The following is a 15,932-nucleotide window of genomic DNA, read 5'->3' as shown; positions in this document are numbered from 1 at the left end:
TATGGTTCATTGTGCGATCAGAGTACCTGTACTATGAGGAATTTGAGGTATTGTGTGGAAGGTACGTTCCAAAGGATGGGGTGATCGGAAGCCTGTGTCTGCCAGGTCACCTGGCGCAGTTCGCGGCGGGCATCTTTGGCGGCCATACCTATTATCTCCAGGAACATCTCGGGCGGTACCAGGTTGGTACACGAGGCGGTAACGAGGAAGCCACCTGGCTTTACGAGCTTCATACCGCGCAGGTTTATCTCTTTATAACCTGTAATGGCCTTCTGTATATTCTCGCGGCTCTTGGTGAAGGCCGGGGGATCGAGCATCACTACATCGTAGCGCTTGCCATCTTTTACCCACTGTTTCAGTACATCGAAGGCGTTGACGGCTTCGAAGCTGCACCTGTCGGTGAAGCCATTGAGCTCGGCATTGCGGCGGGCGGTGCTTACCGCGTTCTCAGAGATATCAAGTCCCAGAACGCTTTTGGCGCCATAGTGTGCGGCATGCATAGAGAATGTACCGGTATAGCAAAAGGCCTCCAGTACGTCGGCATCTTTTACTATATGCTGTATGGCGCGGCGATTGTCCTGCTGATCGAGGAAGTAACCTGTCTTCTGGCCATTCTCGATATCTACATGGAACTTCAGGCCGTTCTCTTTGAGGATGATGTTGGTATCGAAAGGTTCGCAAAGAAAGCCCTTTTGCTGGGGCAGACCTTCCAGTGTGCGCACGGGCACATCATTGCGCTCGTATATGCGTGTGGTGTTGAATATCTGCCGCAGGGCCGCTACTATAGCACCCTTCCAGCGGTCCATACCCAGGGCCAGGGTCTGTATCACGAAGTGGTCGTTGAACTTATCGATGATAAGGGCCGGCAATTGGTCGGCCTCGCCGAATATGAGGCGGCAGTTCTCGACATATCCTATCGATTGGCGGTATTCCCATGCTTCCCTGATGCGGCGGAGGAAGAAGGCTTCGTCTATCACATCATCCTTCTGACGGGTGAGGAGGCGTATGCGTATCTGCGAGGCGGGGTTGATATAGCCCTTGCCCACAAAGGAGCCGTTGTAGGTATATACCTCTACTATATCGCCGGGCTGGGCCGTACCATCAACATCGCCTAGCTCGTTGCCGAATATCCAGGGATGGCCATTGGCTACGCGGTCGCCGATCTTTTTTCTAAGAAAACATTTCATGGTGCAAAAGTAAATGGCCTTGTGCAATATTGGGACACTACTTTGAGGGGGGTATTATATGATAGGACCTCTCCCCTACCCAGCCTACCGGCAGGCAGGCCTCTCTAAAGGAGAGGGATGTGGGTGATGCATGTTCGCTAGTGTGTCTTTCGCGAGGTTGCCAGGGCATGTGTTTTTTTGTTCATATTCTATAAACATCGCGAGGCGCCGGGTCCCAGCCTGACACAAGGCTACGCTTAGGAGACCCGGCTAGAACATATCTGTTCGCTAGTGTTTCTTTCGCGAGGTTGCCACGGCCTGCGGCTACTCACATAGCTTTGCGCAGGCCTCGCAATGACCAATATTTTGTATGTATCGCGGTCAGGGCATGAAACCATTGATCAGGAAGCAGTAGACCTCGGCGGGGCCGTGAACGCCTACTACGAGGGTCTTCTCGATATCGGCAGTGCGGCTGGGGCCGGTAGCTATGTTGATCATGGAAGGGAGATCGGCGCCATATTTCTTTTTCAGGGCCTTGAGTCCGTCGGCTATGTCGTGATGCACCTGGTCGAGGTAGGCGAACACGATGTGTATGGGATAATATACGGGCGAGGTACGACCCATGTGCTGCGCGCTGCTAAGGAGTATGGACCCTGTACGGCCTATAAGGGCCTCGCAACCTGTGATACAGGCATCGGCCCCTTCGATGGAAGGATCGGCGGGTGAGACTATATCCAGGCCGCTGCGGCGGCATAGGGTCAGCAGGCGTTCATCCGTACAGAGAAGTTGTTTCCAGTCTTTATTGGCATGCAGAACGGTGAGCTGGGCAAGCAGATCTTCCTCACTATCGCAGAAGATGAATTTGCCACCCAGCTCTTTGAAGGCCATAACAAAATCTTCCTCTACAGACATGCCGGGCGTACCGTAAACAGGAGTGGCATTCTTTTCGGCATCGGGGAATGGCATGGGCAGCTTTGCCTCGCCAAGGCCTTTGCGTATACGCGCAAGAATGTTCTCTTTCGCCTTCGATGTCTTGAATGTCTGCATTGAGGATGATATTTAGCTGACCGGAGCGGTACAAAGATATTTCATACCATTTAGACTTACATGGTCAATATCGGGGCCACGACAAAGGGCATAGCGGCAATACACAAAGAACAAAAAGAATGGTACCCTCTTCATATAAAAAGAACAGGGACCTCTCGGCCCCTGTATCTCTATTATCATTTAGGCTACCGGAGTGGCCGGTGTGTTCTCTATCTCGCGGGTCTCTTCGCCCTCGGCAAAGGTGTTGTCCTCATAAGGGCGCTTGCCGAGAAGGCGTTCCATATCGTCTTTGAAGAGCACTTCGCGCTTCAGCAATTCTTCGGCTATGAGCTTTACAGAGTCCAGCTTGTCGTAGAGCATCTGCTTCACACGATCGTAGGCCTGGCCTACCAGCTTGCGCACCTCATCGTCTATGAGTTTACCGGTCTCTTCAGAGTATGGCTTGGAGAAATTGTTCTCGTTCTGCGGATCGTAGAAAGATATATTGCCCACGGCGCTGTTCATACCATACATAGACACCATGGCATATGCCATACGGGTCACCTGCTGGAGGTCGCTGAGGGCGCCGGTAGATATCTTGCCGAATACCAGCTCTTCTACCGCACGGCCACCAAGAGACATACACATCTCGTCCATAAGGTGATCGGTAGTGCGTATGTACATTTCCTTGGGCAGGTACTGGGCATAACCCAAGGCTGCCACACCACGCGGAACGATGGTGACCTTAACGAGGGGATGCGCATGCTCCAGGAACCAGCCCGATACGGCGTGACCGGCCTCATGATAGGCTATGACGCGTTTCTCTTCGGGCAGAATGATCTTGTTCTTCTTCTCCAAGCCACCTATAACGCGGTCTATGGCATCGTTGAAGTCGCTCATATCTACCTCTGACTTGCCTTTACGCGCAGCTATGAGGGCAGCTTCGTTGCAGATATTGGCTATATCGGCACCGGCAAAACCGGGGGTCTGTATGGCCAGCTTGCGAATGTTGAGATCTTTAGAACGCTTGATGGGCTTGAGGTGAACCTCGAATATCTTCTCACGGCCCTTCACATCGGGGATATCGATAGATATCTGCCTGTCGAAACGGCCGGGGCGCAGAAGGGCGCTATCCAGCACATCGGGCCTGTTGGTAGCGGCCAGTACTATGATGCCGCTATCGCCGCCGAAGCCGTCCATCTCTACCAGCATCTGGTTCAGGGTGTTCTCGCGCTCATCGTTGCTCATTACCATGTTCTTGCCACGCGCACGGCCTATGGCATCTATCTCATCTATGAAGACGATACATGGAGCCTTTTCGCGGGCCTGCTTGAAGAGGTCGCGCACACGGCTGGCGCCCACACCTACGAACAGCTCTACGAAATCGGAGCCGGACATAGAGAAGAAGGGCACCTGGGCCTCGCCCGCCATGGCCTTTGCCAGCAGGGTCTTACCCGTACCGGGAGGACCTACGAGCAGGGCGCCTTTAGGTATCTTACCACCGAGAGAGGTATATTTTTTGGGGTTCTTCAGGAAATCGACTATCTCCATCACCTCGACCTTTGCCTCATCGAGACCGGCAACATCGTTGAAGGTGATGTTCACTCGTGTACCTTTTTCGAAAAGCTGCGCCTTTGACTTGCCTATATTGAAGATGCCGCCGGCACCACCTGCACCGCCGCCAGAGCCCATCTTGCGGAATACCAGGAAGTACATGGCCACTATGAGCAGCACGGGCAGCAGGAAGGTATTGAGCAGCGTATAGAGCTTATCGCCACGCTGATCGTACATCACCGCCGGACGCTCGGTCTCGGGGATGTTCTTCTGTGCCTCTGCCAGGTCTTTATTGAATTGGTCTACAGTACCTATCTTGAAGGTGAAGGCAGGTGTCTTTTCGCTGCCGCTGGCGAGGGCGGGTACTTTGCCCGGGGCCGAGGGCGGTACCGCACCCGGTTTCAGGAATACCTCTACATGCTCGTTGTTCACCACAACCAGCTTATTTACCTGGCCCTTGCCAATGTACTGGGTAAGGTCGCGGAAACTGCGCTCGGCCACGGAGGCACCGAAATTGCCACCGAGGAACTGGGCAACGACTATAGCCATGAGTATGAGGCCATAGATCCAATATACATTTAACCGTGGCCCCTTACGCTGGTTATTGCCGGCCCCGTTGTCGCCACCGGGCCTTATTTCTCCATTATCGTTATTCTGCTTATTCTCTTCCATTTTATCCTTTGACGTAACAAATATCAATATGATCCGCCTGCGGGGCGGACGTTCTTACATTAGTGCTCGGTGCGGGGAGCATCTTCCCAGAGGCTCTCGAGGTCGTAGAAGGCGCGCTGCTCGTGCTGGAAAATATGCACTACCACGTTCACATAGTCTACGAGGGTCCAGGAATCTCCGTATTCGGTATGGTATGGCTTTTCGCCGCACTCTTTCTCCACCTCTTCCACTATATTATCGGCTATGGCCTTGAGCTGAACATGGGACTTGGCTTCGCAGAGCACAAAAAAGTCGGCAACGGCCTCATCGATCTTCTTGAGATCGAGCGATACGACACCTTCACCTTTTTTGTCCTGTATAGCTTTGATGATGATCTTGAACAGTTTGCTGTTCCTGGTAAGACGGGGCGCTGTAACTTTGCGTTCCTGCAATGCGGTGATCAGTTTCTCCAAATCAGGTTCCTTTTTCTTGTTGGGTAATTGGTTTTTTAATTATTTTATCCAAAATTATAGATCTTTTCCCACTTCACCACATGACAAATAGTGACAGGATACTGATAAAGCTGGATACTACCGATAGTACCAATAACTATGCCATGCAGCTGGTAAATGACGATAAGGCGCACCATGGCCTTACCATTACCGCGCGCAGCCAGTATGGGGGGAAGGGGCAGCGAGGCCGCAAGTGGGCGGACACTCCCAATAAAAGCCTGCTGATGAGCATAGTGCTGACCCCACGACTACCCATTTCGGCACAATTCGTGTTCAGCGCATCGGTGGCGACGGCAGTTGCCAATATTTTGCAAAACCTGCTGCGCGATAAGACAGTACGAGTGAAATGGCCAAATGACATAATAGTAAATGACAAAAAGGCAGGTGGCATACTGATAGAGAATGCGCTACGCGGTAATATGTGGACACACAGCATAGTGGGGCTGGGGCTGAATGTACTGCAGAGCCAGTTTCCGCAGGAGCTGCCATATGCCACATCGCTAAAGATAGCCACAGGCGAGGACCTGGATATAGACGATATACGCGACGAGGTGCGCAGCGCACTGCTGGCCCTATCGGGCAGGCCGGTATCTATACCCGCCATAATGGAGGCATATAATGCGATATTGTATAAACGGGGAGAGCAGCAACTGTTCGGGAAGGGGGAAGAGACATGGCAGGCCACTGTGATACAGGCCCATGATGATGGTACCCTGGAAGTGCGTACGGAAGACAACAGAGTGGCCTTCTATACGCATGGGGATGTAAGGTGGATATATGAGTGAGCCAGCGGTCGTGAACACTGGGAGGGTATAACAAAGCACAACGAGATCTAACATTTCGTTGCTGATACATTCACATTTCATATACATTCGGTGATGTATCTTCATGCTGTTGTTTTATTGTTCACTCAAAATTCTACATTTATGAAAGCGATATTCAACGGTAAACACACACACCGCTCCTTTCTGCTTACCGCCGCACTTTTTGCCACAACCCTTTTTGCCCCGCTCACCAATGCTACTGCCCAGACCGATATAAGAGTGGGCGAAAGCGCTACGCCCGTGAACAGAAGTACCGGCCACGAACACTATGGCCACACCTTCAATCTGGGGCTGGGGCCCGGCTACTTCGGGGCATACCTGATGCGGTCGCCCTATTTCACGTTCAACTATGAGATAGATGTGCTGCCGGACTTTACGCTGGCTCCTTTTATAGGCTTTTCATCGTACCGCAGCAACCCACAAACGTTTGGCGGGCGCTACTACTACTATCGCGGCACTATAGTGCCCATAGGCGTAAAGGCAAGCTATTACTTTGACGACCTGATAAACATGCCACCCCGCTGGGACCTGTATGCTGCAGGATCGCTGGGCTTTACCTTCATCAATAAAAGGTGGGAGGACGGCTATACCGGTGTTGTAGGCGAGATACCGGGTATCAATCCGCTGTTCCTGGATATACATGTGGGTACAGAATACCATGTATCGAACCATACAGGTATCTTCCTTGACCTATCGACAGGCGTATCGGTGGTGGGTGTAGCGCTGCACAGGTAAGCAAGACAACTACAGAACTGAAGAATATAAGAGCAGGCATCAGTGCCTGCTCTTGTGTTTACGAGGTATATCGAACAGCGCGCAGGTGATGACCGGCACTATGAAGATGGCAATGGTGAGGACGGAAGTGATCCATTCGGCCTCGTGGCCCTGCAAGACCTGATCGAAGGCGCTGCCGGGATAGAAATGGCTGACAAGAGACAGCGTGAGCTTGAGGCCGAGTATACCTATGACCAGGTAGGCACAGGCCTCAAGAAATGGATAATGCTCCAGCAGCTTTACGAATGCCTGTGCCACGAACCTCATGGCCAGTATGCCTATGAACACCCCGGCCATGATGACCAGTATGTTCTTGGATATGGCCACGGCAGCAAATACATTATCGAGCGAGAAAGCGAGATCCATCACCTCTACGGCCACTACAGTGGCCCAGAACTTGCCTATGCGCCCTACCGTAGCGCGGTACAGCATGCTACCCTCTTTCTTTATCTCCTGTTCTTCTTCCTTCTTATGGTCTTTTTTGAAGACCCAGGATATAGCAAGGTATATGAGGTAGAGCCCGCCAAGGCCCTTGAGCCACCATATCTTTACCAGCCAGGAGGCCAGGAAAAGGCATATGCCCCTGAAAAAGTATGCACCGAATATGCCGTACTTCAATGCCCTGCTTCGCTGCTCTTTGGGGAGGTTCATGACCATGGTGGCCAGAACGGCCGCGTTATCTACGGACAACAGGCTTTCTATTAGCACCAGGTTGCCCATTACCAGCAGGGCCGCTGCAGGGTTCTTCAGTATATCCTGTATCAGTTCGTTCATGAGGAATGCAGTAAGCGGGATGACGGGTATATGCGCCCGGAGAGCAAATGTAAGGCCGTATGCACAATTAACCGACCGGCGCCTGCCGGATGTAGGAATATCGTAATAAAAAAGCCCCGCTTCCGGGGGAAGCGGGGCCAGGCTACGATATGAAGCAGATCATTGCAGCCTGAACACTACTGGTATGCACAGCTCGGAAGCAACGGCCCTGCCATTCTTAGTAGCGGGATCCCACTTGGGCATTAGTTTCAATACCCTGATGGCCTCTTCTGCCAGCAGCGGATCGGGCGTTTTTTTGACCACGGGAGATATGACATCGCCCTGCTCGCTGACGGTGAAAGTGACAATGACCCTACCCTCTATCTTTTTGTTCTTTGCAACAGCGGGGTATTTGATGTTCTGCCCCATGAAGGCGGCCACATCTACCGATGGCTTTGCGGGTACTACATTCTCGTCGGCTGCCTTTTGGACCTTTTTCGCTTTCCCGGCCTGCGGAACGGGACCTGCATGCAGCTGTGTGCTACCTTGCAGATAAATGATGGATGCTGTGAGCAGCAAGGTGGCGATAGCAGACCTTGCGATAGTGGTGCGGCGCATAGCGCGGCCCGATGGTGTCTGTAACATAATGATCCTGCGTTTTATGGGATGATGAAAAAATGTATGAGATAAACTGAACCTGTGCGCATGCAGTACGGTATGCAGCAACGCATGTGCATAACCCTCCCGGCCTGCGGCAGCGCTGGCATCGGCCTGGAACTCGTGTACTACCTTCAATTCGCGGAAGATGATGTGCAACAGGACATTGGGCCAGAAAATGCATTGCAACAGGCGCATATACACCACATCGGCGGTATGGCGGTGAGAGACATGGGCGAGCTCGTGCCGGAGGATATCGACAGGAAGGTCTTCGCCGGGGAAGAAAATGTAGCGGCCAAAGCTACCCGGACCGCGGCCGGTGCCTATGAACACATGCACCTGCCCCATGTGCCGGGCGGTATGCGCCCCATGCAAAAAACGGAAACATGTGACGAGCTGTACTGCGAACACTGCCAGCGCGGCCACTGCTACTGCGAGATAGCCATATAGCAGCCATTGCCCGGGCAATATACCTGCATGGTGCTGCGCATTGCCCAGAATATCTATAGCAGGCAGGGTGACAACAGTGGCCGGCATGGCACTACGCGCAAAGGATGGGAGCTGTACCATGGGCAGCAACAGCGATATGGCGGATATAGAGAGCAGGTATGCCCTGTTGTAAGCGTGTGCTACCCTACCCCGCAGCAGCAGCATATATAGGCCGTAGAACAGCGCGCTGTATATGGTAGCCTGGATGAAGTATAACATGGGACGTTATTTTTTATTGTTCTTCAACTCTTTCAGCAGGTCTTCCAGCTCTTTTACAGATATATCCTCTTCTTTGGCAAAGAAGGAGAACATATTGCTGTAAGACCCTTCGAAGTATTTCTTTACGAACTGCGACATGGTGTTCTTGCTGTACTCGTCCTTGCGAACGAGTGGGTAGTACCTATTGGCCTTGCCGAAGGTCTCGAAGCCGACGATGCCTTTCTCTACCAGTATCTTGATGATGGTGCTGACGGTATTGTAATGCGGCTGTGGCTGCGGCATAGCATCTACTATCTCTTTTATGAACGCTTTATCGAGCTTCCATAGTACCTGCATTATATCTTCCTCTGCCTTTGTGAGTGCTTTGTGCTGCTGTTTCATATTTGCGTCTACTAAGTTTTTAGTAAAACTACTAAGTATTTAGTTATAAAACTAATTTTTTAGTAGTTATTTTTTCAGACGCTAAAAACGGGCATAGGTGGGGCTATCTTATCTTTGTGGTCCGACCCTCTATGCTGTATAACGTGTATATACCTAGCCCACCACTGGCTGCCTATGTGAAATGCATATGGAGCCTGCAGGTAGATGGCGAACCGGGCATACTGCACAAGGAGAAGATACTGCCCGATGGCTGTATAGAGCTCATATTCCACTACGGCGACAAATACCGGCAATACGATAGCAATGAAGGGTATGTGCTACAGCCCCGCAGCTTTGTACACGGGCAAATGAAGAGCTATATAGAAGTAGGCCCAACGGGCCATACAGGCATGGTAGCGGCCAGGTTCTACCCGCATGGGCTGGCTATGTTCACAAAAGTGCCGATGCAGGAGCTGACGGGGCTGGTGGTGGATGTGCATACGCTGTTTGGCAGCGAGGCCATGCACACCGAGGAACAACTGGGAAATGCCCGTAACGAGGAGGAAAGAGTAGCGATAATGGAGCGTTTTCTGCTAGGGCGGCTGAGGGCGGCAACGCCCAGAATGGACAGCGTGGCCTATGCGGTGCAGCGCATAACCGCCAATGGCGGCAATATAGCCGTGAGCCAACTGGCGGCAGAGGTGTTCATGAGCGAGCGGCAATTCGAGCGGGTGTTCCTGGCTACGGTGGGGCTGAGCGCAAAGGCCTTCTCGAAAATAACGAGATCGCAGAACGGGATAAAAAGCGCACAGGCAGGAAAGACCACCTCTCTAACGCAACTGGCACTGGATGCAGGCTATTATGACCAGGCGCACTTCATACGCGACTTCAAAGAGTTCGCGGGGGTAACGCCTATGCAGTTCTTTTCTGATACACATACTATGTCCGACCTGTTCACGGGTTCGTGAAGATCGTATATCTTTGTATGCAACGCTATGTCTTGCCATAAGACCATTTTCTCTGCCTGCCTGGCCTTTGTGACCGCCCTATCGCTGCTGACAAGCTGCGAGAAGTACCCTGTACCCAAAACACAGCCGTACTATGATGTAACATACTCGGGAGAGATGATACTGGGCGAACCTGTATCTTTCCAGAGCAGCGCACCGGCCAACAGTACTTACCAGTGGATATTCGGTGATGGGAACATATCCACGCAGGCATCGCCCAAATACACATACTATACGCTGAAGGGTACCGGCACAGAGATAGGCGATGATACGGTAACGCTGATCATCAATAACGATATATACCACCCCAATATAAAGACCTTCAAACTGAAACCGCCGGTGCCTAAGATAACCGGTATGCGTACATGGCGGGGTGGCCGCTTCACTACCTATAAGAACTGCTGCCCGGGCCAGACGAACCAAACGTTGAACGATACCCTCTTCAACATAGCGATGGAGGATGAGAATACCGTAAGAACATGGAACATACGCCTACCGTATCTTGCAGACAGCAACTACTTCAGCAATGAGCGCAGCAATGGCGTGGGCAGGTTCAACTCTACCACACTGATATATACGAAGGACACCATCTTCTTCCGCCAGCGTACGGGCACCGATACCGGATGGGGCGAAACGACCTATTTCCACAAATTCTGACCGGGATGACAGAGAGCCATATACACAAAGAACCAAAGGGCAACTGGCGTGTATGGTATATGGCCGTGATAGCCGCACTGGCACTGCAGATAGCGGGCTACTATATCTTTATGAGGTATTATAGCTAGACCCCAATAATACGGCATGTAATATCATTTAAACATCAAGATCCGGCATTGGTGACACCAGTAATAAGCCCCATCCCTCCCGTTTGGGGAGGGCTGTGTTACGGCCTATAATGCGTCATGCCGACATTCGATGTGTAAACGGTATAATATCTGTGTCTAACCACGAAGGACACTAAGGAAAGCACAAAAGCCACAAGTACCTGCAACGTATTGAGGGCACAAAGCTCACATTTACCAATACATATTCTTTATGCATAATTGGCATTAGCCAAGCGCTGCCATGGCGGCTGCCTTATCGGCATGGAGCTGGGCGATGAGCTCTTCGAGAGAGGAGAATTTTTGTTCATTGCGAAGGCGATCTGCAAAACCGATCTCCAGCACCTGCCCATACAGATCGGCATCGATATCGAAGATATTCACCTCGAGTTTTACATCCTGCGTATGGGAGACAGTGGGATTGAGCCCGATACTCATCATACCACCGTAGAGCACATTATCTATACGCACACGCACTGCATATATACCTATGCCCGGCACCACCTGGTCGGCATTGAGCGGCGCGATATTGGCTGTGGGATAACCCAGTTCCCGGCCTAGTTTCTTGCCATGCACAACAGTGCCTTCCAGCGTATATTCCCTGCCCAGCATGGTATTGGCCTCGGCAATGTGGCCGGCCAGTATGGCCTTGCGGATCTTGGTAGAGCTAACGGTGGCCTGATCTATAAGCTGGGCGGGTATCTCTACTATGTTGTAGCCATAGGTGGGCGCATAGCGGCGCAGGAGGTCGATATTGCCTGTGCGGTCGTGACCGAAATGATGATCGTAACCTATGATGATGGTATGCGGCCGCAGCGGGTCTACCAGTACGTTCTTTATATAATCTTCTGCCGAGAGGGCAGCGAACTCTTTGGTGAAGGGCACTACTACTATATGCTGTATGCCTGTAGCGGCTATGAGCTCTGTTTTGCGCTGCAGTGGGGTGATGATACCCAATGGCTGAGTGGGAAAGAGCACCTTGCGCGGATGGGGCTCGAACGTGAGCAGCACGCTTTCGCCACCCACCTCGCGGGCATAGGTGACCACCTTGCTAAGGATGGCCTTATGCCCGGCATGCACACCATCGAAAGTACCAATGGTGACAATGGGCCTGCTGATGCCCTTTAGCTGGCTTATATCTGTATGAACAGCCATAAAAAGTACGCAAAGGTAACATTTCCCGTATAGATGGGGCTACATGCGTGTTCGGGCCTCTCCCCAGCCCTCTCCCAAGGAGAGGGAGAGCTGATGTCCGCGCAGTTGCGCGGGGACTATTGTAAAAGACGATGCGAAAAACAGATCCGGGGACCAGTTAGCGGGCTATGACCAGCTTGCGGCTGATGTGTGCGCTGCCTGATGTGACATTGAGGATGTAGATGCCATTGGCAAGGGTAGAAACATCCATCTGTAACGCAGTACCATCAAGCTGGCGGGAGGTAGTAATAAGGGTATGGCCGGTGACATCGGCGATAGAAAGCTGTGCATCGCCACGGAGAGCGGCGCAGTCTATATTCACCATACCTGATGCAGGGTTGGGATAGATGCTTACCCCATCCTGCGTGGTATTTGCCTGGCCTATACCGGTGAATGTGAACGGATAGATGGTATGCAGAGTAGTATTCTTTTTGAAACTGATACCAATGGCCGATGCCGAGGCGGCTGATAATGTAACGACCGCAGACGGAGTGGTGTAATAACCTGTTTCTTCGGGATAGATGATGTAGCTGCCCAGGGCGATACCGGTGAACGAATAGGCGCCATCGGCATTGGTATAGGCGTATGTTAGCACTACACCTGTAGCAGCGTCTTTGAGGTAAATGAGCATGCCACGCTCGGGTATGGTACCTGCTGTGCCTTTACCCGCACCCGAATATACATTGCCACCAATGAAGCCGGGGCCCGCAGGTACAGTACCGAACTTCATAGTGATGTTGCGCGCATTGCTGGCGCCTGTGGTATGCACCACGGTAGCAGCCGTCGTCCAGCTAGTGGCAGAGTCGCCATAGGTGGGCATGAAGTCGCTGGTACCGGGCACGCTGCTGAACAGCTTTGCCTTTACCAGGTAATTGCCGGCAGGCTTGCCGGAGAACTGGAAGTAAGGAGTGCTGCCATCGAGGCAGGTAGCCAGGGAATCGACAGCAGTGATGGTGCTATCGGCAGGGTTGTATCTTACCAACCATACCAGCAGATCGGGTACGGCAGGTGTGGGGCCACTGAAAGAGATATGGCCATATACACGGTCGGCACCCAGCACAACGGTATCTGTAGCAGAGCAGCCAGAGGCATTGGTACCTGTGACCGTATAGGTGGTGGAAACAATTGGCGCCACCGACGTACCCGCACATGTGGGGCAGGCAACACCCGTAGTAGGCGCCCATGAATAAGACACTCCACCGGTAGCGCCAAGCGAGAAGCCAGTGCCACAGGCATCAGGCGCAGAGGAGGCGGTAATGACAGGAAGTGCATTTACCACCATTATCTTGTATGCATTGCAACCGCCAATGGCGTATGTGATGATGGCCGTACCGGCAGCGATACCACTGACCATGCCAGTGCTGACCCCTATGACACCAACCGTGGCCACAGAGGGGGCGCTGCTGGTCCATACCCCACCCGATGCAGTATCGGAAAGAGGGGCAAGGGAGCCGACGCAGACACTATCGGGACCGGAGATGGGTGATGGGGCGGGGCTGACGGTGACCACTGTTGTGGCCTGGCAGGAAGGAGCTATAGCATAGGTGACACCCACTGTGCCGCCCGATACGCCGGTAAGCACGCCACTGCTCATACCGATGGTGGCCAGTGCCACAGAGGAGGTGCTCCAGGTACCACCGGGTACGCCATTGGTGAGGGTGACGGTAGTACCCGCACACAAAGTGGCCGGGCCGGTAATGGCGCCGGGCAATGCAGATACGGTGATAGGCGCCACCGTGAAAGTAGTACCGCAGCTATTGGTAGCAATGTAGGTGATATTGGCAGTACCGGTAGAAACACCGGTAACGACACCCGTAGCGCTGCCAACAGTAACTGCAGAAGATGGTGTGGACCATGTGCCGCCCGATACTGTACTGGACAATGTGACGCTTGTGGACACACATACCGTACTACCACCTAATATAGTACCGGCGGAAGGCGCGGGGCTGACGGTGGCCACGACCGTAGCTACGCATGCAGGCGAGGTATAATAGCTGATGATGGCCGTACCGGCAGACATACCAAGAACAGATGTGGTAGGCCCGGAAGTGACGCCCACAGTAGCTACCGATGTAGTGCCACTGGCCCAGGAGCCACCGCCTACAGAATTGGCAAGGGTGATGGTAGCGCCGGGACAAACAACAGGCGTACCTAAAATGGCCCCGGGCATGACGCTGACCGTTTGTACCCTGCCTGTGGCACAGCCTGTAGATGGCAAAGTATAGGAAATATTGACAGTGCCTGCGGTATTGCCGGTGACAACACCTGTGGAACTGTGTATGCTGCCTACTGCTGGGTTGGAGGAGGTCCATACTCCACCCGATGGTGTGGCGGACAATGTAGCGAACGAACCCACGCATACACCGGTAGGACCGCTGATGGCAGAGGGCAATGCATTGACCACAAAGTAACGCGCCCTGTAACAGCCGGTAGTGACCAGGCGATAGGTAATAGGCGTAGTACCCGGCGCTATGCCTGCTACCATGCCCGAAGTAGAACCTATAGTAGCAACGCCTGTGCTACCGCTGATCCATGTACCGCCCGGTGTAGCAGAAGTAAGAGTAACACTACCGCCTACGCATACAGAGGAAGGACCGAGCATGGTATCGGGAATGGCATTGACGGTAACAGCGGTGCTGGTAGAACAGCCCGATGAGAGCGTGTACTGTATGGCAGTGGTGCCGGGCATCAGCGGGTTCGCATAGCCGGTAGTAGCGCTTACTGTGGCCACCGCAGGCTCGCTGCTGCTCCAGGTACCGCCGGTAGTGGCACAGGTATATGTGATACTGGTACCTACGCAAAGGCTGGCGCTGCCGGTAATGGGCGCAGGAGCCAGGTTGACGGTAACGATGCGGGTGTGTACCGTTGGCATCAACTGGTATGTGATGGTAGCCGTACCTGCATTTATGCCCGTAACTATACCCGAACTATTGATGCGGGCGACGGTGGTATCGCTACTGCTCCAGGTGCCGCCGGGCGGTGTGCTGCAAGATAGTGCCGTGGTAGCCCCTGTACATACGGTAGCCGTGCCGGTTATCTGGCCGTTGGCTATGGTAGTGAACAGAAGGGCGAATACAAGTAAAAGGCAATATCTCATCAGAAAACCTATGTTAAGGGGCCGTATGGCAAAAATATAAGATCTTTCGCTTCCAGCCTTGCTTATAAGGCGCAAAAGGGGTGCCCATTGTTAGGAATATACACATATAATATTTTACATAATTCAAATTATCCACGGATCAGAGGCATGTGGGATAATATGCTGTAAATACCCTGCCGGTGCGTACTTTTGAGGTATGGATATCACATCGGCCGTATACGTTATCAGCAGCCCCAAAGTAGATAATTGCCCCAAACCCGACATGCCTGAATATGCCTTCATAGGCCGGTCGAACGTGGGCAAATCGTCGCTGATAAATATGCTGACGAACAACAGCAAACTGGCCAAAACATCCAACACGCCCGGAAAGACACAGCTCATCAACCATTTCCTGGTGAACAAGCAGTTCTATATAGTGGACCTGCCGGGATATGGCTTTGCCAAGGTGGCACAGAGCACCCGTGCAGCATGGGAGCGCATGATAGCCGACTACCTGAAACAACGCCCCAACCTGGTAACGGTATTCGTACTGATAGACAGCCGCCACGAGCCACAAAAACTGGACCTGGACTTCCTGCGCAAGCTGGGAGAATGGGAGGTTCCCTTCAATGTGGTATTCACCAAGGCAGATAAGAGCACACAAAAGGATGCTGCAAAGAATGCCCGCCATTTCATAGAAACTATGAAAAAGGAATGGGAATTCATTCCGCAGACCTTCATGACCAGCTCTGTGAAGAACCTGGGCCGCAAAGCTATGCTATCGTTCATGGAAGATATGAACAAGAGCATAGCAGAGGCGGAAAAAGAACAGAACGGCTAAAGAGGCCT

15 protein-coding genes are annotated in these 15,932 nt (G+C 52.6%); 6 read left to right on the top strand and 9 right to left on the bottom strand.

The features are described from left to right. Nucleotides 1-17 precede the first annotated feature (17 nt). From ABD843_RS15425 to rsfS, 4 genes are all read right to left on the bottom strand, one after another. A complete protein-coding gene (locus ABD843_RS15425) occupies nt 18-1,187 on the bottom strand; it encodes a class I SAM-dependent rRNA methyltransferase (protein ID WP_345085149.1) in 1,170 nt (389 codons plus the stop codon). Nucleotides 1,188-1,547: 360 nt separating this feature from the next. Continuing rightward, on the bottom strand, nt 1,548-2,213 hold the full coding sequence (locus ABD843_RS15420) for a LutC/YkgG family protein (protein WP_345085147.1): 666 nt from the start codon (nt 2,211-2,213) through the stop codon (nt 1,548-1,550). 180 nt (nt 2,214-2,393) lie between these two features. Continuing rightward, nucleotides 2,394-4,418 (bottom strand): ATP-dependent zinc metalloprotease FtsH, encoded by a 2,025-nt coding sequence (ftsH, locus tag ABD843_RS15415; RefSeq protein WP_345085144.1) that lies wholly within the window; start codon nt 4,416-4,418, stop codon nt 2,394-2,396. 59 nt (nt 4,419-4,477) lie between these two features. After that, complete coding sequence (gene rsfS / locus ABD843_RS15410) at nt 4,478-4,870, bottom strand: ribosome silencing factor (protein WP_345085141.1); 393 nt, start codon at nt 4,868-4,870, stop codon at nt 4,478-4,480. Between the two features lie 80 nt (nt 4,871-4,950). Between rsfS and ABD843_RS15405 the strand changes: the two genes are divergently transcribed. Next, a complete protein-coding gene (locus ABD843_RS15405; RefSeq protein WP_345085138.1) occupies nt 4,951-5,694 on the top strand; it encodes a biotin--[acetyl-CoA-carboxylase] ligase in 744 nt (247 codons plus the stop codon). Nucleotides 5,695-5,835: 141 nt separating this feature from the next. Beyond that, complete coding sequence (locus ABD843_RS15400; protein WP_345085135.1) at nt 5,836-6,468, top strand: hypothetical protein; 633 nt, start codon at nt 5,836-5,838, stop codon at nt 6,466-6,468. A 39-nt stretch (nt 6,469-6,507) separates the two neighbouring features. On the opposite strand, the gene ABD843_RS15395 is transcribed toward ABD843_RS15400, so the two are convergent. The 3 genes from ABD843_RS15395 to ABD843_RS15385 form a co-directional block, all read right to left on the bottom strand. Then, nucleotides 6,508-7,281 carry a DUF475 domain-containing protein gene (locus ABD843_RS15395; RefSeq protein ID WP_345085132.1) on the bottom strand — a complete coding sequence of 258 codons (774 nt, stop codon included), beginning with the start codon at nt 7,279-7,281 and terminating at the stop codon, nt 6,508-6,510. 159 nt (nt 7,282-7,440) lie between these two features. Further along, nucleotides 7,441-8,625 (bottom strand): TonB family protein, encoded by a 1,185-nt coding sequence (locus ABD843_RS15390; RefSeq protein WP_345085129.1) that lies wholly within the window; start codon nt 8,623-8,625, stop codon nt 7,441-7,443. Nucleotides 8,626-8,631: 6 nt separating this feature from the next. Further along, a complete protein-coding gene (locus ABD843_RS15385) occupies nt 8,632-9,006 on the bottom strand; it encodes a BlaI/MecI/CopY family transcriptional regulator (RefSeq protein ID WP_345085127.1) in 375 nt (124 codons plus the stop codon). Between the two features lie 143 nt (nt 9,007-9,149). On the opposite strand from ABD843_RS15385, the gene ABD843_RS15380 reads away from it, so the two are divergent. From ABD843_RS15380 to ABD843_RS15370, 3 genes are read left to right on the top strand one after another with little or no spacing between them, the layout of a single operon-like run. Beyond that, entirely contained in the window at nt 9,150-9,953 is an 804-nt protein-coding gene (locus ABD843_RS15380; RefSeq protein ID WP_345085124.1) for a DUF6597 domain-containing transcriptional factor, read from the top strand. A gap of 27 nt (nt 9,954-9,980) precedes the next feature. Continuing rightward, complete coding sequence (locus ABD843_RS15375; protein WP_345085121.1) at nt 9,981-10,649, top strand: hypothetical protein; 669 nt, start codon at nt 9,981-9,983, stop codon at nt 10,647-10,649. Between the two features lie 5 nt (nt 10,650-10,654). Next, nucleotides 10,655-10,777, top strand: a complete 123-nt coding sequence (locus tag ABD843_RS15370; RefSeq protein WP_345085118.1) for a hypothetical protein — start codon at nt 10,655-10,657, stop codon at nt 10,775-10,777. 264 nt (nt 10,778-11,041) lie between these two features. Here ABD843_RS15370 and ABD843_RS15365 read toward each other — a convergent pair whose 3' ends face one another. Together ABD843_RS15365 and ABD843_RS15360 are read right to left on the bottom strand one after the other, a co-directional pair. Further along, entirely contained in the window at nt 11,042-11,968 is a 927-nt protein-coding gene (locus ABD843_RS15365; protein ID WP_345085115.1) for a bifunctional riboflavin kinase/FAD synthetase, read from the bottom strand. 157 nt (nt 11,969-12,125) lie between these two features. Further along, entirely contained in the window at nt 12,126-15,104 is a 2,979-nt protein-coding gene (locus ABD843_RS15360) for a T9SS type A sorting domain-containing protein (RefSeq protein ID WP_345085112.1), read from the bottom strand. A 196-nt stretch (nt 15,105-15,300) separates the two neighbouring features. On the opposite strand from ABD843_RS15360, the gene yihA reads away from it, so the two are divergent. Further along, nucleotides 15,301-15,924, top strand: coding sequence for a ribosome biogenesis GTP-binding protein YihA/YsxC (gene yihA / locus ABD843_RS15355; protein ID WP_345085110.1), 624 nt, complete (start codon nt 15,301-15,303; stop codon nt 15,922-15,924). Nucleotides 15,925-15,932 lie beyond the last annotated feature (8 nt).

Origin of the sequence: Nemorincola caseinilytica (assembly GCF_039540515.1) — a bacterium.
In the GTDB taxonomy this organism is placed as follows: Bacteria; Bacteroidota; Bacteroidia; order Chitinophagales; family Chitinophagaceae; genus Nemorincola; species Nemorincola caseinilytica.
This window is presented reverse-complemented; position numbering and strand designations above follow the sequence as displayed.